General features: G+C 42.7%; 17 protein-coding genes. 6 read left to right on the forward strand and 11 right to left on the reverse strand.

The window, feature by feature from the left end:
• The first annotated feature begins 429 nt into the window (after nt 1-429).
• The 5 genes from OQX61_RS15275 to OQX61_RS15295 all read left to right on the forward strand — a co-directional run bounded on the left by OQX61_RS15275 (nt 430) and on the right by OQX61_RS15295 (nt 5125).
• Nucleotides 430-1125, forward strand: coding sequence for an aspartyl/asparaginyl beta-hydroxylase domain-containing protein (locus OQX61_RS15275; RefSeq protein WP_265842635.1), 696 nt, complete (start codon nt 430-432; stop codon nt 1123-1125).
• On the forward strand, nt 1125-2069 hold the full coding sequence (locus OQX61_RS15280) for a hypothetical protein (protein WP_265842637.1): 945 nt from the start codon (nt 1125-1127) through the stop codon (nt 2067-2069). The genes OQX61_RS15275 and OQX61_RS15280 overlap by 1 nt, the downstream gene beginning before the upstream one ends.
• 2 nt (nt 2070-2071) lie before the next feature.
• Nucleotides 2072-3025 carry a phytanoyl-CoA dioxygenase family protein gene (locus tag OQX61_RS15285; protein ID WP_265842638.1) on the forward strand — a complete coding sequence of 318 codons (954 nt, stop codon included), beginning with the start codon at nt 2072-2074 and terminating at the stop codon, nt 3023-3025.
• Nucleotide 3026: 1 nt separating this feature from the next.
• Nucleotides 3027-3608, forward strand: a complete 582-nt coding sequence (locus OQX61_RS15290) for an adenylyl-sulfate kinase (protein ID WP_265842639.1) — start codon at nt 3027-3029, stop codon at nt 3606-3608.
• A gap of 578 nt (nt 3609-4186) precedes the next feature.
• Nucleotides 4187-5125, forward strand: a complete 939-nt coding sequence (locus tag OQX61_RS15295; RefSeq protein WP_265842640.1) for a formyltransferase family protein — start codon at nt 4187-4189, stop codon at nt 5123-5125.
• A 722-nt stretch (nt 5126-5847) separates the two neighbouring features.
• Here OQX61_RS15295 and OQX61_RS15300 read toward each other — a convergent pair.
• From OQX61_RS15300 to OQX61_RS15315, 4 genes are all read right to left on the reverse strand, one after another.
• Nucleotides 5848-7494 (reverse strand): hypothetical protein, encoded by a 1647-nt coding sequence (locus tag OQX61_RS15300; RefSeq protein WP_265842642.1) that lies wholly within the window; start codon nt 7492-7494, stop codon nt 5848-5850.
• Nucleotide 7495: 1 nt separating this feature from the next.
• Nucleotides 7496-8545, reverse strand: a complete 1050-nt coding sequence (locus OQX61_RS15305; RefSeq protein WP_265842643.1) for an HlyD family secretion protein — start codon at nt 8543-8545, stop codon at nt 7496-7498.
• A 16-nt stretch (nt 8546-8561) separates the two neighbouring features.
• Complete coding sequence (locus tag OQX61_RS15310; protein ID WP_265842644.1) at nt 8562-9884, reverse strand: TolC family protein; 1323 nt, start codon at nt 9882-9884, stop codon at nt 8562-8564.
• Between the two features lie 229 nt (nt 9885-10113).
• Nucleotides 10114-10992: a helix-turn-helix domain-containing protein gene (locus OQX61_RS15315; RefSeq protein ID WP_265842645.1), complete on the reverse strand. Its 879-nt coding sequence runs from the start codon at nt 10990-10992 to the stop codon at nt 10114-10116.
• Nucleotides 10993-11294: 302 nt separating this feature from the next.
• Here OQX61_RS15315 and OQX61_RS15320 point away from each other — a divergent pair, with 302 nt between their 5' ends.
• The gene (locus OQX61_RS15320; protein ID WP_265842646.1) at nt 11295-13076 is read left to right on the forward strand and encodes an aminopeptidase P family protein; all 1782 of its coding nucleotides are present in this window, start codon (nt 11295-11297) and stop codon (nt 13074-13076) included.
• A gap of 367 nt (nt 13077-13443) precedes the next feature.
• On the opposite strand, the gene OQX61_RS15325 is transcribed toward OQX61_RS15320, so the two are convergent.
• The 7 genes from OQX61_RS15325 to fucP all read right to left on the reverse strand — a co-directional run bounded on the left by OQX61_RS15325 (nt 13444) and on the right by fucP (nt 20056).
• On the reverse strand, nt 13444-14232 hold the full coding sequence (locus OQX61_RS15325) for an SDR family oxidoreductase (protein ID WP_265842647.1): 789 nt from the start codon (nt 14230-14232) through the stop codon (nt 13444-13446).
• A 7-nt stretch (nt 14233-14239) separates the two neighbouring features.
• On the reverse strand, nt 14240-15073 hold the full coding sequence (locus OQX61_RS15330) for an amidohydrolase family protein (RefSeq protein WP_265842648.1): 834 nt from the start codon (nt 15071-15073) through the stop codon (nt 14240-14242).
• Nucleotides 15060-15917 (reverse strand): fumarylacetoacetate hydrolase family protein, encoded by an 858-nt coding sequence (locus OQX61_RS15335; RefSeq protein ID WP_265842649.1) that lies wholly within the window; start codon nt 15915-15917, stop codon nt 15060-15062. Before OQX61_RS15335 ends, OQX61_RS15330 begins: the two co-directional genes overlap by 14 nt.
• Before the next feature lie 85 nt (nt 15918-16002).
• The gene (locus tag OQX61_RS15340; RefSeq protein WP_265842650.1) at nt 16003-16767 is read right to left on the reverse strand and encodes an SDR family oxidoreductase; all 765 of its coding nucleotides are present in this window, start codon (nt 16765-16767) and stop codon (nt 16003-16005) included.
• A 24-nt stretch (nt 16768-16791) separates the two neighbouring features.
• Entirely contained in the window at nt 16792-18450 is a 1659-nt protein-coding gene (locus OQX61_RS15345) for an altronate dehydratase family protein (RefSeq protein WP_265842651.1), read from the reverse strand.
• Nucleotides 18451-18456: 6 nt separating this feature from the next.
• Nucleotides 18457-18789: an L-rhamnose mutarotase gene (locus tag OQX61_RS15350; RefSeq protein ID WP_265842652.1), complete on the reverse strand. Its 333-nt coding sequence runs from the start codon at nt 18787-18789 to the stop codon at nt 18457-18459.
• A gap of 4 nt (nt 18790-18793) precedes the next feature.
• Nucleotides 18794-20056, reverse strand: a complete 1263-nt coding sequence (fucP, locus tag OQX61_RS15355) for an L-fucose:H+ symporter permease (RefSeq protein WP_265842653.1) — start codon at nt 20054-20056, stop codon at nt 18794-18796.
• Between the last annotated feature and the right edge of the window lie 73 nt (nt 20057-20129).

Here is a 20129-nt window from a genome sequence, read left to right on the forward strand (position 1 = left end):
GGGTATGGACTTCAGAAATAAGTACCTGATCTCAGGAATGTATACCACGCAGACTTCGGCGTTAAGCGGTTATACGAATGGTAGTTTTGAATTGAATCTGAGGTTGAACCTTACTAAATAACAGAGTTGGGGGAAAGAGTTAGGACTACTCCAGGTCTGGAAAACTTTAATGCTCCCTTTGAGGGGAGCATTAAAATCCTCCGGGGACCTGTCTTAGCCTAACTCTTTCTTAGGGGGCTAAAGGAAAACCGATACGGTCATGATTAGGCTTGACTAGCTTATTCTCTTTCTTAGGGAGCTAAAGGAAAACTGATACGGTCATGAGTAGCATTAGCTATCAGTCCGCTTTAAAAAACATTAATGTTCATTTACATTTAAGCAGGAGATTGATTTAATCTCCTGTTTTGTATAGCTTAGAATCTTAAAATTATGCACCCAAGTCATCTCAAATTTAACTTCAGTTACGACCGGCAACAGCTACAGCAGGAATTGAATGATTGCCTGCAACAGGAATGGCCGGTGCATTTCAATACCAAAGACTTCAATGGGGACTGGAGAAGTATCTCCTTGCGCTCTTCATCCGGTCGCAGCAATGATATTTATGCCCATGGTGGCAGCTATCAGGATACTCCATTATTACAAAACTGCCCGTATTTCAGTAGTATAATTGAATCATGGAAGTGTGAGAAGGAGGCTATCCGGCTATTGGCCCTGGCCCCGGGAAGTGTCATCAAGCCACATAGGGATCGGGGCTGCTCCTATCCGGAAGGGAGTTTCAGGATCCATATTCCCATTGTAACCAATTCCGGAGTTCATTTCATCATTAACGAACAACGGTTACATTTGCAGGAAGGCGAATGCTGGTATCTGGATTTCAATGAAACGCATAGCATTGTGAATGAAGGAGATGAAACCAGGGTTCACCTGATTATAGATGGGATTAGAAATGCCTGGACAGACGAGTTGTTCAAAGCACAGGGCTATCCAATTCAGCTGAAGCCTAAAAGTTCGTCTATTGATGAGGAAACTAAACTTAAGATCATCGCGCAACTGGAACTTATGGATACCGATACCGCCAGAAGTTTGATCAGCAACATGAGAAATAATGAAAGTACTGAGGCCTGATGAATAAGTCGCTTTTAACAAACTGGATCCCCTACCGACTCTCCATTTCGGAAGATGAGGAATGGATGCTCCATTGGATGGATCTGGAAAACCGCCAAATGCTGGACCCTTTTTTTGATGAGACTATTACTTATTGCAGCTGTCGGCGTAGAGAAAAAAAACGATTACCCAGTCTTAGTACCCCGGATTTCCTATTGCACGCGGTAGCCTCCGGAATTCCACATCTTTCTCCTACGGCTTTTGTGTTTCATGTATCGCGCTGCGGCTCTACCTTGCTGAGCCAGGCTTTTACCGGGGATACCAAAAATATTATCATTGCAGAAGCGCCTTTACTGGATGAGATCCTAAGGGCCTCAGAAAAGAAGGAAATTACGGAGCAGACCAGAAAACAGTGGTTTATGGCAGCAGTAGCGCTGATGGGACAGCTTAGAAATGGAACTGAGTCTGCTTATATTATAAAGCTCGACAGCTGGCACCTGCATTTTTATGACATCTTGCGCAGCTGGTATCCTGATACGCCGTTTTTCTTTTTGTCGCGCAGACCCGATGAGGTACTGGCTTCCCATGAGAAACAGGCAGGAATACATACCGTTCCGGGAATGGTTAACAAGCAGTTGCTTAAAATCGATCCGCAGCTAAATTATGGCGGCAATTTTAGTCGGTTTACAGCCGATGTTTTAAAAGGCTTTTACCAACAGACGCATTTAATTCAGCAGTTACAACATCCCAAAAATGCATTTGCAGATTATGCGGAAGGGGTATCCACTATAATCGACCGGTTTTCCAAATTTTCGGAAGTCCGCATCAGAGATCAGGAACAGCTCAACAACCGCCTGAATTACCATAGTAAATCAATCACATTACCCTTTCAAAAAGACCGGAAACCGGAGCTTAGGCACCAGTATCCGGATTGTATGGAGGCTTACGAAAAAATAAAGAAATAACCATGAAAGACTGTATTTTCAGTAGCTTATTTTACCAACATCACGAACTTATCAAAACGGGAAAAGCCAATCCGCTACCCGAAAATTTTCAGCAAACCGAAGAGGTATGGCTCAATATTTATGGCCTCGGAAAATTTGAGACTTATTCTTTTATCTATCATGATTCCCGCGATTTTTCCCATTTTGTAACCTGGGCAACGGAATTAAAAGGAGCAGATTTTATTCATAAAGCAAGCCTGGAATTTCAGCAATGGCAGGAAAACAAGGATAATGATCATCTTTCCGAAGAGCCCCTTCCAAGGGTACTCAGTGATGAGCAGCTAAAATTCTGGGAAGAAAACGGCTATTTAAGGATTCCATCGGTAATTGAAGCAGCGCATTGCGATCGCCTGAAAGCGCGGATTTGTAAACACCTGAACCTGCATCTGGATTATCCGGCAACCTGGTATACTCCGCATCCCGACTGGCAGGGAACAATGCTCCAGGTTTATCAAAATGAAGATATAGAGCTGGTCAGGCAGTCGCCATTCATCAGGCAGATTTTTGCCGAGCTCTATCAGACGAATTACCTGGTTCCAATACCGGAAAAGTTAGGCTATAACCCTCCGCAAACAGAAAACTGGCAGCCGGGACAGGTAAAATTACACTGGGATCTGGATCTCGAAAAACCTATAGAATTCCATATTCAAGGAATGGTGTACCTGGATGAGGTTCCTGAAAACCGCGGTCCCCTACAGATTATTCCTGGATTTCACCATCATTTTGAGGAATGGATAAAAGATTTTTCCAGCTTAGAAAGGGCTCATGATTATATCCGCATTACCGGAAAACCAGTACTGGTTCCGGGTGCAAAAGCAGATTTAATCTTATGGCGCAATACTTGTCCGCATGCCGCAAGTGTGAACTATTCGGACTTGCCGAGATTTGTGCAGTATGTAAGTTATAGCAAGTTGTAAAATGGGCGTAATCATTCCCTTTTGTGGCTTGTCAGGCTCAGGAAAGACGACACTAGCAGTCGCCGTTGCCTCAAAAATGAGGGAAGAAGGGCTGAAAGTACTGGTCATGGATGGGGATTATTATCGTCAGTCGTTGTGTAAGGATCTTGGTTTTAGTAAAGCCGACAGACTGGAAAATGTACGCCGGATCAGGGAAGAAGCCGTAAGTCGCAGTGCTGATTATGACCTGATCTTAATGGCATTAATCAATCCCTTTGAAAAAGGAAGGACTATTGCCGGAGATGCTGAAAAACTGGTCTGGATCAAATGTAGCCTGGAAACCCTGAGGGAAAGAGATACAAAAGGATTGTATTTTAAAGCGTACTTACCTGATGGTCATCCGGATAAAATTTATAACCTGACCGGAGTAAATGATACTTTTGAAATTCCTGAGCAGGCAGGGTTGGTTATTGAAACAGATGTGATGACTTTAGAAGAAAGTCTGGATAGTTTGTATGGTTTTTTGAGGAAGAAGGTTGGAAGGGGTGGTGAAAGGTTTGATGAAAAAAGAGGCAGGAACTACTCCATGGCTGGAAAATTTTGATACTCCTTGAAGGGAGTATTAAAATCCTCCAAGGCCTTGTCCTAGCCTATCCTCTTTTTTTGCGACCGACTTATACTGCAACCGGCTTATTTATCTAGCGACAGACTTATCTGGTAACCGGCATATTTATCTAGCGACAGACTTATCTGGTAACCGGCATATTTATTTAGTGACAGACTTATCTGGTAACCGGAATATTTATTTAGCGGCAGACTTATCTGGTAACTTGCATATCTGGCAACCGCTCTGGTTCTTTTCCAGTGTTTTTCTTTGCAATCGTGTTATTTGGACTAACCATCTTTGAAAACAAAGGGGACCTGCAATTGCCTAAAACTAATATTCATTAGGCGGGCATTCGCTAAGGTTATCATTCCGGGCAAGAGTTATCTTTAAAATTGCCTCTGGACAGGTTTTTTCTAACCGTTGCAAAACATATTATATTCCCTGCTTTATTTTAAATAAATAAATTTATTTGCGCTACATTTAACACGAACATATATAATTTTAATAGCTAAGCGAGGGTATTTACATTTCCTGATTTTTCCGGAAACGGTAATACCTCCTCCAAAATCTCTTTTATGAAAACCTTAATTTTTACAAATAGCGCTTTATACTTAAATACCGCTTTAAGCATTCACGAACATTGCGATGTAGCAGGAATTGTTGTTCCTGAGGAACTAAACTATGAACTTATAGGCACTATCGCTTATGCGGAAAGCAAAGGAATTCCTTTGTTAAAAATTGCTAAATCTGACCTTGAACAAGGTGGAAAAGTAGCTTCATGGATTCAAGAACTACAAATTGAAGCTGTATTGGTGATGACTTTCCCATTTATCATTCCTGAACATTTACTCAAATCAACAGAAAAAGGCTTTTTTAATGTTCATTTCAGCAAGCTTCCTTCATATAGAGGATCGGCACCGCTATTCTGGCAATTGAAAAACGGAGCTACAGAAACCGGCTTAACCATTCATAGAATGACCACAAACGTAGATAGCGGACCGATGGTTTTCAGACAGGAATTACAATTGTATCCTGGAGAAAATTATGGTCTGGCAAAAGCTCGTTTAACCGCTTTACTTGGTGAAAGCATGCCTCAGATCCTGGAAAGAATCAAAGCAGAACAATACCTGTATGTTGGTGATGAAGACATTGAAAGCACTTACGGCATTCCTGAAATAACCGACCTTACCATCAACTGGGCTACACATACCGCTAACGAAATTGAACATTTAGTGAATGCTGCCAATCCTTTATACCAAGGTGCAATCACCTATATCGGCGGACAACAAGTAAGAATTTTTGAAGTAACTGCAGTAACCGGAGAATTTGACCCTGCAGAAGTAGTACCGGGAACAGTTTTCCATATCGATCCTGAACACGGTCCGATGGTACTTACTTCCGATAAATCATTGTTATTATTGAATGTTGTTGGTACTATGGAAGGTATTTTTAGTGGAAAGAAAATGTGCGCAATCGGCCTAAAAGTCGGTGATCAGTTCATTACTTTAAGCTAAATTCAGGGGCAATAACCTCTGGGAAACTCAATATCTGATCCTCATAACTGAGAATATCCAATGTGTTTTCCCATTGTTATTAACAGAAAAATAATTCCATATCACAAAGAAGCACTGATAGTTAACACAGTTATACGCATAGTTATCCACAATATTTGTTGATAACTATGCGTCAACTAACATAGCCACAACCCTTATCCACATTCGTGGAGCGTAAAACCGTCAATAACCTTGATGATCGCAGCTAATATTAACTTTTCTATAAGTAATCAAGGATAACAACTTCGTAAAACCCTTCTGAGCTCACATTTGGTTAACGTTTCCTAACATTTCAACCCGCGATTGGTTGGTTGGTTGGTTGGTCGGTATCTTCTCTTCGCCCTTCTCCCTACCTTTACCCTCCCCTACTTTACCTTTTTCCCTTCCCTTCCCTTCCCTTCCCTTCCCTTCCCTTCCCTTCCCTTCCCTTCCCTTCCCTTCCCTTCCCTTCCCTTCCCTTCCCTTCCCTTCCCTTCCCTTCCCTTCTTTAAATCAAGACGCAAATACCTCGCCCATCTCCCCGGTTTTGATACTTACCGAACCTTAGTCATGAAAAACCGGTTTGAACTTTGAAATTCCCTGGAGGATTTTGTTGATCCCCTCAAAGGGAGCAACAAATATTTTCCAGAATTGAAGAGTTTAACCGATTTTTCAAAGGAAGAACCGGGCAATGGGAAGAAGGATTAAGGCGCGACAGCTCCAAGCATTTCTTCTTCTCTTTTCAGTATCTCCTGTCCCCGAAGCCTCCTCCTAATATTTACTAATTTCCTAAAATCCACCGGCACAAACCGATAGCTCAACACGAACAAGATCACCAATCCACCACTAACCACAATCCATCCAAAAATCTCTTTTGCGGCGGCCATAGTTGCCTGCAACTGCACCATCCCCCAAACACTGGAAACTCCGAGCGACTGTGCCGCTTCTATACTTTTCCCTTGCGCCATAGCCCCCTGGACCAGCGGATTTAACCGCGCTGTAAGCAAAGGATTGTTGGCATCCATATGTTGAACGATGAAGGCCGTATGTTTCAACTGACCTGCATACAGCTCATAAGAATACACTGCGTTCCAGAAAGCCGGACCGATAAACGAGCGGAACAGGATCAGGATTGACACCGCAGCGAGCAATTCTGTAAGCGTCAACTTATCTGCGCAATACACCCCAATCGCGATGTATAAAATCGTCAATCCCAGTCCTTTTAAGAACAGTGGAAAAGCCAGATCATTGATTTCTATCACCGGACTAAAGAGAAAATAGAGAATTAGGTGGTACCCGATAAAAGCACCGAATCCGCAGCATACCAAACCTTTTAAGCTCCATTTCCTGCGGAACCAGAAGAAGCAGAAAAACCCACCGGCGACTGCTCCAATGGCCATCATCAGGTTGATTTCGGCATTGCTTAAGGCGCTGTATTTTAGCACACCTGTAGTGAAGGCACTTTGGATCCCGCTACTGGCAAAGAAAATCCCCATGAGAAAGATAAATACCAGCGACATCCATACTGTTTTACGCTTAAATACATCCAGGCTCAGGAAAGGTCTTTTCAGCACCATTTGACGCTGAATAAACCACACTCCCAGCAATACGGAGCCAAAAAGTGTGATTTTGATACTTTGATCATTCCACCAACCGAGTATCCTTCCGTAAGAAAATACATAATTTAAGAGCATCATGGAACTGAGGATCAGCACAAAACTAAGCCAGTCCATCTGGTAAAAAGGCAGCTTTTTGGAACCTCTGTAGTTGTGACCGAAGATCAGTACCAGCAGCAGGCAGAACAACAATATCGCGATCGTATAGTAATAGACGTAATGCCAGCTGTTTTCAAATGAAAGTTTCGTAGCATAATAACTGGCTATTTGCGCCAATGCAATGGAAAGCGGATAAAATACCGAGTAAAATTTGGGTCTGTCTCCTGTAGGACTAATGATAAACATGATGGGTAGGATCACTTCCATCATTGCGAAGGCTTTGATCATCCCCATGATCATATTTGCACCGATTAATACCCAGGCATTGTCTGTCGTTGCACAGATATAACTGAGTAGAATCAGGCTGCTGAGGGTAACGATCAGGATATGTCTTGTTCTGAAAAACTGTTTCATGCGCAATGCCAGTGGAAAAACAAGTGCCATTCCAAGTGCTGAGGCATAACTGGCCATCATCAGATCTTCAGTTAACATCCCCTGACTTCCCATCATATCTCCGATATTGGTGCTGTACACCCCACTGATTCCGAGGATCGGAATGGTCAGCAAAATGATCAGTAACAGCTGCACCGGTTTGGGCACCCAATCGTGAAATAATCCTAATTTATAGGTCTGCATATTAGATAGATTCTACTTCTACGTTCATACCGGCTCTTAATAACTTTAGATCTTCCGGCTTGTTATCAACACTGAATTCAATTCGTATCGGTATGCGTTGCTGCACTTTAACAAAGTTACCCGTAGAGTTATCCACAGGAACTGTTGATAACTTTGCGCCAGTCGCCTGAGAAATTGCGGTGATTTTGGCCTTATAAGTTTTACTTCCTAAAGCATCTACTTTTACCAGAACTTCTTGTCCGACACTGATCCTATTGAGCTGTTTTTCGCGGTAATTGGCGACGATCCATTTCTCTTGTCCGCTGACAAAAGAGAGTAAGGATTGTCCGGGTTGTATCAACTGACCTTCCTGCAAAGTTCTCCTCCCTACAACTCCATCATAAGGCGCGGTAATTACGGTATAGGAAAGATTCAGTTTGGCCATATCCAATGCCGCTTGGCTACGTTTCAGCTCTGCTTCATTGATACCAATTCTGGAACCTGCTTCTACAGCCGACAATTCCGTTGTTCCCTTTTGATGTTTCAGGGCCTGATATTGTGCTTTTAGCGCATCATATTCCGTTTGCACCTGCTCAAATTGTTGCTGTGTCACCACTTCATCTTTCAATAAAGCAGCATAGCGATTATAGTTTTTCTCTGCGTTTAACAGCCTTGCTCTGGTAGCTGCAATATTAGCTTCGGACACGGCAACATTATTTTTCACCGTATTTACTCCCGAGGAAGTCACGTTTCTTGCAGCTTGCGCGTTCATATAGGCTGCTTCCGCTTGTGCAAGGGCGATATTGAGTTCTCTATCGTCGATGACGACCAGCGTATCTCCCTTTTTTACGGCTTGATGTTCTATGAAATATATCTTTTTGATATAACCGCCAACACGGGTGTTGATGGGTGTAATGAATTCTTCTACCTGCGCATCGTTCGTATATTCTGATTTATCGAGCTTAAAATAAACGACACCAGCCCAGATCAATCCGCCGCTAACCAACCCGATAAGCAGGGCATTGATGATGCTGAAATGTTTTTTATGTAATGGTTTCTTTTGATGTGACATATGAATTTGATGAGGATTAATTTAAGTTTCCTGTTGTTTTTTGTAATTGATAGAAGGTATAAATGATACTGATTTCAGCGTTTTTCTGCTGAAGTTCGGCATCTAACCTAACATTTGTGGCATCCATCAGGTCTGTCAATAAGGCCATCTGGTTCAGGTATTTCTTTTCCACGATCCTGAAATTTTCTGTTGCGAGTTGCAGACTTTTCTCTGCCGATTGCAGCAGTTGTTTTGCTTCTCTATGTTTGATGAAAGCTGCTTTTACGGAGATCTCTGTGTTTTGTCTCAACTGCTCTGTTGCTTCCAGTTGCTGGCGTTGCTGTGTTTTAGCAAGGTTGATATTTTTCGGCGCATTGTACAGGGAGGAGATGTTGAAAGCAACACCTACTCCGGCTTGCCAGCCATTGCTATACATGTCACGTGCGGGCATGGAGGTTGTTAATGGCCTCACCATGGAATTTCCGGCGTTCAGTTGTATGGTTGGTAAACGATCGGCTTTTGCCAGATCTACATTACGTGCGGCAATGCGGTTGCTCAGTTCTGCAGAAAGCAATTCCGGATACTGCTGATAGGCAAGGTCTAAATACTCCTGAAGACCATTCGCATTGGGTTTATTACTTAATATCGAAGTATCAGGCATGATATAGGTATTGTCCGACAAGCCCAGGGCTATGCTCAACTGCTGACTTAATATATCAATATTGTTATTGAGTTGTTGCACTGCGGTACCCAGATTGGTGATCAGTAATTCATTTCTGATGACATCATTTTTGGTCACCATGCCACTTTTATACATCTTGTTGATGTTGAAAAGACGCAGTTGTGCCAGTCTGATGTTTTCCTGGTATACCTCACGCTGGTTGTACATCTTGAACAAGTCAAAATAGTTTCCGGCAAGCAGAATTTTTACATCCAGACTGTTCTTTTCATAAGCCAATCCGGCCAGTTGCTCCTGTAATCCGGCAATGGCGATGTTGTTATTGATCGCGCCACCTTTAAAGATCGTCTGACTGGCCTGTACGGCAAAGGAATTGCCAAAATGCGGCATTGGTACTGTAGTTTTTCCGGAGAAATCGTTGTTAAAGACAGTGACATCGCCAATATATGAAGCGGTAGCCGCTGCGGTTAATACAGGATTTCTTAAAGTTTTCACTACGTCCAGTCGCTGTTCGGCTACGGTCATCCCTGTTCTGGAAATTTTTAATTGCTGATTATTGGTCTCTGCCATTTTAAACAGCTCCGGAATGCTTAGCTTTTTGTAAAGCGTATCCTGTGCGGAGGCGTTTTGAGCGCAGAATATGCTGAAGACAGCACTCACATAAATTATTATATTTTTCACGGGTCAAAGGTCGGCATAGCCTCAAGGCTACACCATGTCCGTATAGCAGGAAAATATGTCAGGATGGCGTATAATGAGATGCTGCATTGCTACAACAGCGCAAAAGAGGCCTTTTAAGCTATTAAAAACGGGATAAAACAGCGAAATTCAATAAGTAGCTTACAAACAGGCAATCAAGGGAGAATCAAGTATCAAATGAAATCAATTCTCCGGGAGCAGAAAAGAAACATTAATGATCTGCACGAAACTGGGAAGGGGTAATTCCGGTATGTTTCTTAAAGTACTTGGCGAAGGTGAACTGGTCGGCAAAATTCAGCTCCTGTGCCACCTGGGCGATGTTTAGCAAGGGATCTCTGAGTAACACTTTGGCGCCCACAATAACAGCGCGGTCGATAAAAGAACCTGTGGTACGGCCTGTACCTTCTTTCAGCATTTGGGTAAGGTGTTTGGGCGTTACAAATAACCGGTCTGCATAATATTTTACGCTCCGTTCTTCTTTATAATGCTTAGCCAGCAGCCTCAGAAAGCCGATAGTTAGCTCTTCCCTTCTGTTTAGTTTCACTTTGTGAGAAACATTATATCTGGCATAAATGGAGGAAGCATGGTAAAATAACGATAGGAAACTATGCTTCTTCATCTCCGGCAGGAAGGCAATAGTTTCCTCCCCGGTCAATGCTTTTTTGAGTATCTCCTGAAGGTTTAACAGCAAATCCCGTTCTTCAATATTGATTGCATAATAAGGCTGATAAGCACCGGTCATAACTTCTACCACACTGGAAGTATTCAGTATGATCCCCGTCTGACTCATATAATCAACAGAAAAAACACTGCCTGTTACCGCAAAATCTGCACTAATCTCACTAAATTCATAGATAGTGGAGGGCATAATGAAAAACAGAGAGTTCTCTTTTACCAGATATTCTCTCAGGTTATGTTTCACGAACATACTGCCTCTTGTGACAATGAGAATGGAGAAATATGTGGCTTTATACACCTCTCCTACTACAATACGATCGGCAAAGTCTTCCTCGGAAAATACTTTTAACATCAGAGGATGCTCATCCTTATGCATCATTATTCCCAGATGATGAACTTCCTTTTTCTTCATTTCCCCGTAAAAATAAGATATTTCTGATCAAAATCCTTCCGTAAAGGCTTTGTTTCCTGCTGTTCTACAGCCATTGGCTCCCCGTAGCTTTACAATATTGTTTCGACGTCCGGCATTCACCCAGGCTGCCCTATTTTCATTCTTCTTATCCGATCCATTCCTCCTACCCGATCAACATTCAATCTCCTACCTTTCCAACGTATATTCCCATTGACCTGAACTCCTGTTTTCTCTCCCCATTTTGTAGAGGAATTAAAATCCATAGCTTTGCGTTTACTCGATAGACATAAAAAAGCTAAACCATGACATATCAGGAAAAATTAAGCGCGATACGTTCTCAAATGAAAGCCGACAATGTACAGGCCTATATCATCCCATCTGCAGATCCACACATTAGCGAATACTTACCAGACCATTATAAGTGCATTCCTTTTGCTTCCGGATTTACCGGATCGGCAGGAACATTAGTCATCACGCATGATTTTGCAGGTTTATGGACCGACTTCCGTTACTTTGAACAGGCGACAGAAGAGCTGGAAAACAGCGGTTTTGAACTGGTGAAACAAAAGATACAACACGCTCCGGAATACATACAATGGTTGGGTAGCAAACTTGAAAAGGGTGCTATTGTGGCCAGCAATGAAAAACTGGTTTCCATCCTTCTTGGAGATTTACTAACGCAACAATTCTCTTTCAAGGGACTTGTATTAAGCGACAAAGACTATTTAAGCCCAATCTGGGAAAACAGACCTGCTTTACCTGCAGAAAAAGCCTACCTGATTGACGAAAAACACATCGGACAATCGGTATCTTCAAAACTTGCTTCGGTAAGAGCAGAGCTAAGTAATAAAGGTGCAAACTATCATTTGATTTCTTCTTTAGATGACATGGCCTGGTTGTTTAACATCCGTGGTAATGACGTCAGCTACAACCCTGTAGTATTGAGTTTTGCTTTAATCGGCCAAACAGAAGCGACCATTTTCATCAATCCGGCGAAGCTTACTGAAGCTGAGAAAGCCTCCCTGTTAGCCAATGGCGTACAGGTAAAGCCATACGAAGAAATTGAAGCTGCTTTAGCTTCGATTCCTGAAAACAGCAGCATTTTTATTGACCCTAAGCGCAATTGTTTTGCTTTTGCCAAGCAATTACCGGCCTCAGTAAAAGTGATTAAAGAGACCAACCCTTCGACCAGCTTAAAGGCAGTAAAAAATGAAACGGAATTAGCCAACACCCGTATCTCGATGACTAAAGACGGTGTAGCGATCACCAGATTCCTGAAATGGTTGTCAGAAAACATCGGAAAAATCAAAATTACTGAACTTTCTGCCGCAGCAGAGCTGCGTAAATTCAGGGCTGCACAGGAAGGTTTTGTAGGCGACAGTTTCAATACCATCAGTGCCTATGCTGCACATGGTGCCTTGCCACATTACGGACCGACAGCAGAAAGCGACGTTGAAGTAAAAGCACAAGGATTATTCCTGGTAGATTCGGGAGGTCAATACAATTACGGAACTACCGATATCACCAGAACTATCCCTATGGGTAACTGTACAGGAGAAGAAAAAACCGATTACACCCTGGTTCTAAAAGGTATGATCGACGGTTGTAAAACCCGCTTCCCTAAAGGCACTTGTGGTTACCAGATCGATGCCATCACCCGTAAACCGTTATGGGATTATGCCATTAACTACGGTCATGGCACCGGACATGGTGTCGGCTATTTCCTGAATGTTCATGAAGGTCCACAGGTATTTAATCCAACTGCAACTCCTGTAGCCATTGAATTAGGTATGATTACTTCGATTGAACCAGGCGTTTACCGTCCGGGGAAACACGGCGTAAGAATCGAAAACCTTGTGAACACCATTACTGATGTCAGCAATGAATTTAATGAGTTCTATGCGTTTGAGTCCTTAACAATTGCCCCAATCAGTACTGAAATCGTGAAAACCGAATTAATGGAGCAAAATCAAATTGACTGGCTGAATAGCTATAATGCAATGGTATTCGAGAGATTGAGCCCAATGTTAGCCGCTGACGAGGTGAAATGGTTGAAAGCTTATACTAAAGCCATTTACAAATAACATCGACCTGTGAAAACAGGTTGTTTTTAAATGACTTAAGAAAAAAGAGTTTTATAGGCTCGGACTGGAATCTTTTGCCCTGAAGAAGGCAAAATTTCCTATGTCTTCTCCTACAAAGCTCGTTTTTCTTTGGAAAATGTAAAAAAAAGAAAGGGAGAAAGGAAAGGCGTTTTGCCCTTCCTTTCTCCCTCTTTTATTTCGTTCTTTTCCCTTCTCTTCCTTCCCTTCTCTTCCTTCCCTTTTCCCTCCACAAGCATATTGGACTCGCGAGATCTGTGGGCAATTAGCTAAAAAAGAAATGTGCTTTGACGACATTCAAATGTTTGCCCTTCAGCAAATATTTGAGGAGGAAAAGGATTTTCTTTTTCTAAATTGGGCTAATAGAGCGGTCCAAATGCACATAACCACCATCGACGTAAACCAGTTGACCAGTCGTATGACTAGACACCCCTGAAAGCAAAAACACCGTTGTGTTCGCAATCTCTTCCGCCGTAGTCATTCTGTTTTCAAAAGGGATTTTCGCTTTAATTTCCGCCAGTTTCTCTTCCGAATTCGGGATTGAATTGATCCATGTCTGATAAAGCGGCGTATAACATTCTGCTACGATCACGGAGTTCACTCTGATCCCGTAGGGCAATAGTTCCACTGCCCATTCTCTTGTTAACGCGTTTCTACCGCCATTTGAAGCAGCATACGCTGAAGTTCCACCTTGTCCGGTATCCGCCACTTTAGAGCCGATATTGACAATTGCACCTTTAGATTTTTTCAGTGCTGGTAAGGCATGATGTGCCATCAGATAATAATGAACCACGTTTTTATGCAAACTTTCTACGAAGCTTTCATAGTTTCCGTTTTCCAGTCCGACGCCATCATTTACGCCTGCATTATTTACCAGGCCATCAATTCTACCATATTTTTCGAGTACGGTTTGAATGGCTTTTTCACTGTCCGACGGGTTGGTTAATTCGGCGACCAACTGAAATACCGTACCCCCGTCAGCAGTAATATCATCTGCCAGCCTTTGGTTATCGGCTGCATTTCTTCCTACGATTACGGGTATCGCACCTTCTTTTGCCAGGACTCTGACAATTGCTTCGCCGATACCTTTGGCTCCACCGGTAACGATGACTACCTTATCTTTTAATTGCAAATCCATTGACTGCTTATTTTAGGTTATAAAAGTTCTTTGCATTGTTTCCCCAGAAGTCTTCCTGAGCTTCTTTCGGGAGTTTTTCGGTATAGCTACCAACCAGGCTGAGTACTCTACCGTAATCGGCTGCTAAAAGGCATACCGGCCAATCGGAGCCATACATCACCCGTTTGGGGCCAAAAGCATTGAAGATCACATCCAGGTAGGGGGTAAAATCCTTCACTTTCCATTTTTTCCAATCGGCTTCTGTGACCATACCGGACACCTTACAGCTTACATTTTCATGTTTTGCGAGTTCGATGATATCTTGTTTCCAATCTTCGATCAAGCCTTCTTTGATATTAGGTTTGGCGAGGTGATTTAGAACAAATTTCTGGTTTGGAAACTTCGAGACCAGTTCTACTGCATATTTCAGCTGATGCGGATAAATGAGAATATCGTAGGTAAAACCGTAGGCGCTTAGCTTGCTGATCCCGTTTAAGAAGGCTGGTTTCAGCATTAAAGCAGGGTCAGGCTCCCCCTGGAGGATATGCCTGAACCCTTTTAACTTTTCATTTTTACTCAAAATATTCAATTGAGCATCGATATCTGCTGCCTGAAGATCTACCCAACCAACCACTCCTTTGATAAAGGGATGGGCTGCGGCATGATTCAATTGAAAATCATTCTCTTTCGGACTTTGATCCGACTGTACCACTATACAACCATTGAAGCCATAATGCTCCAGGATACACTTGAGGTGTTGGGGGAGGAAATCATCGCGAAGCACGTCCATATCGTCCGTGATCCAGCTGTCTCTTACCGCATCATAATTCCAAAAATGTTGGTGTGAATCAATTTTTAACATAGTCTACAAGCAGCTGTTTTGAAGTACCAAGGCCATCAATACCAAGCTCCACAACATCACCCGCTTTCAGGTATACCGGAGGGTTAAAGCCTAAGCCAACACCCGCAGGAGTACCTGTAGAAATCACATCCCCTGGTAGTAAAGTCATAAACTGACTCACATAAGAAATCACAAAAGGGATATTAAAAATAAAGTTAGATGTGTTACCATCCTGCATTTTTTTACCGTTCACGCTAAGCCACAGGCGAAGGTTGTTTACATCAGCAATTTCGTCCTGAGTGGCAAGGAATGGGCCTAATGGTGCGAAAGTATCACAACCTTTTCCTTTATCCCAGGTACCATTTCTTTCCAGTTGGAACTCACGTTCTGACACATCATTGTGCAAAACATAACCAGCTACGTAGTCCAGTGCATCGGCTTCGTCTACATAGGAAGCTTTTTTGCTGATTACTATGGCTAATTCCACTTCCCAATCCGTCTTTACAGAGTTTTTAGGGATGGTAATGTGATCATTAGGACCTGTTAATGAAGTCGTAGATTTCATGAAAATTACAGGTTCAGGCGGCATAGGTGCGTTGGTTTCTTTCGCATGATCTGCGTAGTTTAAGCCGATACAAACAATTTTCGAAGGGCGGGCTACCGGAGATCCGAGGCGGGTATCCGCAGGAACAACAGGTAGTTTACCTTCATTTTCTTTTACAAAAGCAGCCAGTTTTGTCAGGCCGTCATTTTGAAAAAACTGTTCATTATAATCTGCTCCGAAAGCAGAAGTATCATACCAAATATCGTTTATAATTACACCGGTATTTTCCTGTCCGGCAATTCCCCATCTGATTAATTTCATTGCTGTTTATCTATAATTTGTGTGTATTCAATTCTGTTAATACTTCCTGTAGCTAAGATAGCATACCGGGCAATATCCTTATTTTTTAATTATTCAATTTAATGAAACCACCATCAAGCGGGTAATCATTACCGGTGATAAATCCTGCTTCTTCTGAGCAAAGGAAAAGCGCTAATGAAGCCACCTCTTCTGGTTTCCCCATACGGCCTACCGGCTGACTTTTCGATAACTTTTCAAAAATCTCTGCTTCTTGTCCGGCGTAGTTCTTAGCGATAAAGCCATCTACGAAAGGCGTATGTACTCTGGCCGGGGAGATGCTGTTACAGCGGATACCGTCCGCCATATAATCACGCGCTACAGAAAGCGTCATTGCGAAGATGGCACCTTTACTCATAGAGTAAGCAAAACGGTCTGTAATCCCTACTACAGCCGCAATAGAGGCCATATTTAGAATCACAGCAGAACTACTGTTCTTCAATGCCGGTATTCCTGCATATAAACAGTTGTAAGCCCCTTTTACATTTACGTTGAACACTTTAGTGAAATCATCTTCAGAAGTCGTGTCTGCTTTCCCGATATGTGCGATACCTGCGTTATTCACTAAGATATCAATCGCACCGATCTTTTGAAAAACACTGACTACTGCTTCCTGGTTACTCACATCACAACCATGGGCTTCGGCTGTACCGCCTGCGATTTCAATTTCGGCGACAGCCAGTGCTGCGGCTTCTACATTCAACTCAATGATGTGCACCTTTGCCCCTTGTTTAGCAAAGAGCATGGAAATTGCTTTTCCGATACCACTGCCTCCACCTGTAATAATTGCTGATTTTCCTTTTAAACTAAACATATGATGATAAAATAATGAAAAATTTTATAATGAAACGCCTCTTTTCCAGGGAATAAAGTCATCCTGATTCAGTAATACTGCTTTCGGCGTGATTTCACCACTTGCCGCTTTGATACAATATTCCAGGATTTCTATGCCCATTTCTTCGATTGTTTTCTCTCCGCGGATGATGGCACCGGTGTCGATATCGATGATATCGCCCATTCTGGTAGCCAAAGCTGTATTCGTGGCGATTTTAATCACCGGACAAACCGGATTTCCTGTTGGGGTTCCCAGGCCGGTGGTAAACAAGATCAGGGTAGCACCACTTGCTGCTTTTCCGGTGGTTGCTTCCACATCATTTCCAGGCGTACAAACCAGACTCAATCCGGGTTTAGTAACCGGCTCGGTATAGTCCAGCACATCCACAACCGGCGAAGTACCCGCTTTTTTTGCGGCACCAGTGCTTTTGATGGCATCGGTGATCAGGCCATCTTTAATGTTTCCAGGGGAAGGATTCATATGAAAACCGGAACCTACGGCATGTGCCTGTGCATCGTATTCCTGCATCAGGCGGATAAACTTATCTGCGGTTTCCTTATCCACACATCTGTCGATAATGTTCTGCTCTGCGCCACACAATTCCGGAAATTCCGCCAGCAGGACTTTCGCGCCCAGTGCCACCAGTAAATCGGAAGTGTAACCTACAGAAGGATTTGCGGAAATACCGCTAAAACCATCGCTACCACCACATTTCACCCCTACACACAGCTCGCTTAAAGGAGCTGGTGCACGTTCTATCTTATTAATTTCCGTGAGGCCGACAAATGTTTTCAGAATTGCTTCTTTAATCAATTGTTCTTCACTCTGACTTTGCTGTTGTTCGAAGATCAGGATGTTTTTATCAAATGACGGGTTTCTCTTTTTCACATCACTCAACAGATCCTGCGTTTGTAAATGCTGACAACCGAGGCTCAATACTGTGATTCCGGCAACGTTTGGATGGTCTGCATAAGCAGCCAGCAAATTGCTCAATAACGCAGAATCCTGTCTTGTGCCACCGCAACCGCCCTGATGATTCAGGAATTTGATGCCGTCTACATTTTTAAACACCCTGTTTTTAACAGGTTCCGCGGAAGAAATATGGTCCAGCTGGAAAGATTCCAGTGTTGCACCTTCATTGAAAGCGGTTAGCAACTGGTCTGTAAAGGATCTGTATTTATCCGTTACGGCATAGCCCAAGGTATTGTATAGAGACTCTTTAATCACATCCAGGTTCCTGTTTTCACAGAAAACCGTAGGAATGAACAGCCAGTAATTGGCGGTGCCCACTCTGCCGTCTTTCCGATGGTAACCATTAAAAGTACGGTTGACAAATCTGGAAACATCCGGTTTTTGCCATTGGTAATTGACATCTCTGAAACTATAATCCTGAGAAGCATGGTGGATATTATCGGTAGTCATCAGTCCACCTTTTAAAATCGGGGTGGTTGCTTTGCCTACCAATACGCCATACATCAATACCTCATCATCCACTTTCATATCCTGGATAAAGAATTTATGTTTTGCGCGAATATCATCCTGTAGGATAATCTGCGAGTTGTTCCATTCGATGACCTGTCCTTTTGGTAAATCCTGTAGGGCTACCAGCACATTGTCATCGGGATGAATTTGTAAAAAACTGTTGTTATTGCTTGCTGACATCGGCCGTTATAATTGAAATATTTTATCCATCATCATCCATTTCTCTCCGGGTTTAGCGCCCGGTAGCGCCTGCTGATATTTCCACATCAGTGTTTCCCACTCCTGCACTTTTTCATTTGAGGCATCCATGGCATCCTTTTGCGCAAAGCTAAAGTCGTCATTTACCTCCATGATCATAAAAAGGCGGTTTCCTACCCTATAGATCTCCATATTCTCGATACCGGATGAGGTGATACTTTCTATGATTTCCGGCCATACGGCCTTATGCATCTCTTCATATTCTGCGATCAGTTGATCGTCCGCTTTTAAATCCAGCGTTAAATAATACTTTTTACTCATAAATTTATTTTGAACTATCTGCTGTACCTGGAACTACTTTATGGCCTTTAATACCAAATAGGAATACCACTACAAAACATATTAAAGGAACGATATATCCGAGTTGAATGTTGTGGGTAATGTCTGCAATATGACCCATTGCCAGGGGCAGGAGTGCACCACCAACAATCGACATAATGATCAGACTGCTACCAAATTTAGTGTCTTTACCAAGGTCTCTGATGCCCAGCGAGAAAATCGTTGGAAACATAATTGACATAAAAAAGGCGATCCCGATGACGGTATATATAGCAATCATACCGGTAACGGTCATCGCCACAGCAGAAAGCAAGATACAGATAAACGCATAAATCGATAGTAATTTTGGCGGGGCGATAAACTTCATCAGGAATGTTCCAAAGAACCTGCCTATCATGAAGGCCATACCAACACCAAAACCGGCATATTTTGCCGCTTCCATCTCGTCAATTCCGGCAGCTTTAGTGGCATATAAAATGAAAAGACTGAATACACATACTTGTGCACCTACGTAGAAAAACTGGCTTACTACTGCCCAGCTCAGGTGTTTATGGGCTAAGGCATGAATGATCCCCGTTTTCTCTCCCGCTTTTTGTTCTGTTTCTTTAATCTCCGGTAGTTTCAGGAACACGAAAATAATCGCGATCACCAGGATGATGCTACCCAGGATCAGGTAAGGCATTTTTACGCTGGATGCTTCGGAAGCCAGGGCAATTTGTCTGGCCGACTCCGTCATGGCGTTTAACTCTTCTTCTGTATTTCCTTTGGTGAGGATGATTTTAGCGCCGATAATCGGGGCTAAAGTCGCGGCCAAACCGTTGAAAGATTGTGCGAAATTCAAACGGAAAGTAGAAGTTTCCTCAGGCCCCAGTAAGGAAGCGTAAGGATTTGCTGCTGTTTCCAGTATAGTTAATCCGCAGGCAATGACAAAAAGTGCGATCAAAAAGAAAAAGTACGATTGCATATTTGCTGCGGGGATGAATAAAAAGGAACCGATGGCAAATAAGAGCAATCCGATGATGATCCCTGCTTTATATCCGTATTTCTTCATTAAAAATCCGGCAGGCAGTGCCATCAGGAAATAGGCAATGAAAACGGCCGAATCCACTAAGGAAGCTTGCATCGTAGACAGGCTGAAAGACTTCTTTAAATGGGGAATTAAAATCGGATCAAGATTATGAACAAAGCCCCACATAAAAAAGAGGGACGTAATCATGATAAACGGAAACAGGTATTTATTTTTAGTCATTGGTTTAATTTATTTGGTTACTCAAAGGACGCGAATTCTCTTACATTTTATTTTATGATATTATCATATCATT

The sequence above is a fragment of the Pedobacter sp. PLR genome, assembly GCF_026239675.1.
Taxonomy (GTDB): domain Bacteria; phylum Bacteroidota; class Bacteroidia; order Sphingobacteriales; family Sphingobacteriaceae; genus Pedobacter.

Excerpts from the sequence above, each read along its gene's own strand:
- OQX61_RS15275 (WP_265842635.1), top strand. The coding sequence starts at position 430 with ATGCACCCAAGTCATCTCAAATTTAACTTCAGTTACGACCGGCAACAG.
- OQX61_RS15280 (WP_265842637.1), top strand. The coding sequence starts at position 1,125 with ATGAATAAGTCGCTTTTAACAAACTGGATCCCCTACCGACTCTCCATT.
- OQX61_RS15285 (WP_265842638.1), top strand. The coding sequence starts at position 2,072 with ATGAAAGACTGTATTTTCAGTAGCTTATTTTACCAACATCACGAACTT.
- OQX61_RS15290 (WP_265842639.1), top strand. The coding sequence starts at position 3,027 with ATGGGCGTAATCATTCCCTTTTGTGGCTTGTCAGGCTCAGGAAAGACG.
- OQX61_RS15295 (WP_265842640.1), top strand. The coding sequence starts at position 4,187 with ATGAAAACCTTAATTTTTACAAATAGCGCTTTATACTTAAATACCGCT.
- OQX61_RS15300 (WP_265842642.1), bottom strand. The coding sequence starts at position 7,494 with ATGCAGACCTATAAATTAGGATTATTTCACGATTGGGTGCCCAAACCG.
- OQX61_RS15305 (WP_265842643.1), bottom strand. The coding sequence starts at position 8,545 with ATGTCACATCAAAAGAAACCATTACATAAAAAACATTTCAGCATCATC.
- OQX61_RS15315 (WP_265842645.1), bottom strand. The coding sequence starts at position 10,992 with ATGAAGAAAAAGGAAGTTCATCATCTGGGAATAATGATGCATAAGGAT.
- OQX61_RS15320 (WP_265842646.1), top strand. The coding sequence starts at position 11,295 with ATGACATATCAGGAAAAATTAAGCGCGATACGTTCTCAAATGAAAGCC.
- OQX61_RS15325 (WP_265842647.1), bottom strand. The coding sequence starts at position 14,232 with ATGGATTTGCAATTAAAAGATAAGGTAGTCATCGTTACCGGTGGAGCC.
- OQX61_RS15330 (WP_265842648.1), bottom strand. The coding sequence starts at position 15,073 with ATGTTAAAAATTGATTCACACCAACATTTTTGGAATTATGATGCGGTA.
- OQX61_RS15335 (WP_265842649.1), bottom strand. The coding sequence starts at position 15,917 with ATGAAATTAATCAGATGGGGAATTGCCGGACAGGAAAATACCGGTGTA.
- OQX61_RS15340 (WP_265842650.1), bottom strand. The coding sequence starts at position 16,767 with ATGTTTAGTTTAAAAGGAAAATCAGCAATTATTACAGGTGGAGGCAGT.
- OQX61_RS15345 (WP_265842651.1), bottom strand. The coding sequence starts at position 18,450 with ATGTCAGCAAGCAATAACAACAGTTTTTTACAAATTCATCCCGATGAC.
- OQX61_RS15350 (WP_265842652.1), bottom strand. The coding sequence starts at position 18,789 with ATGAGTAAAAAGTATTATTTAACGCTGGATTTAAAAGCGGACGATCAA.
- fucP (WP_265842653.1), bottom strand. The coding sequence starts at position 20,056 with ATGACTAAAAATAAATACCTGTTTCCGTTTATCATGATTACGTCCCTC.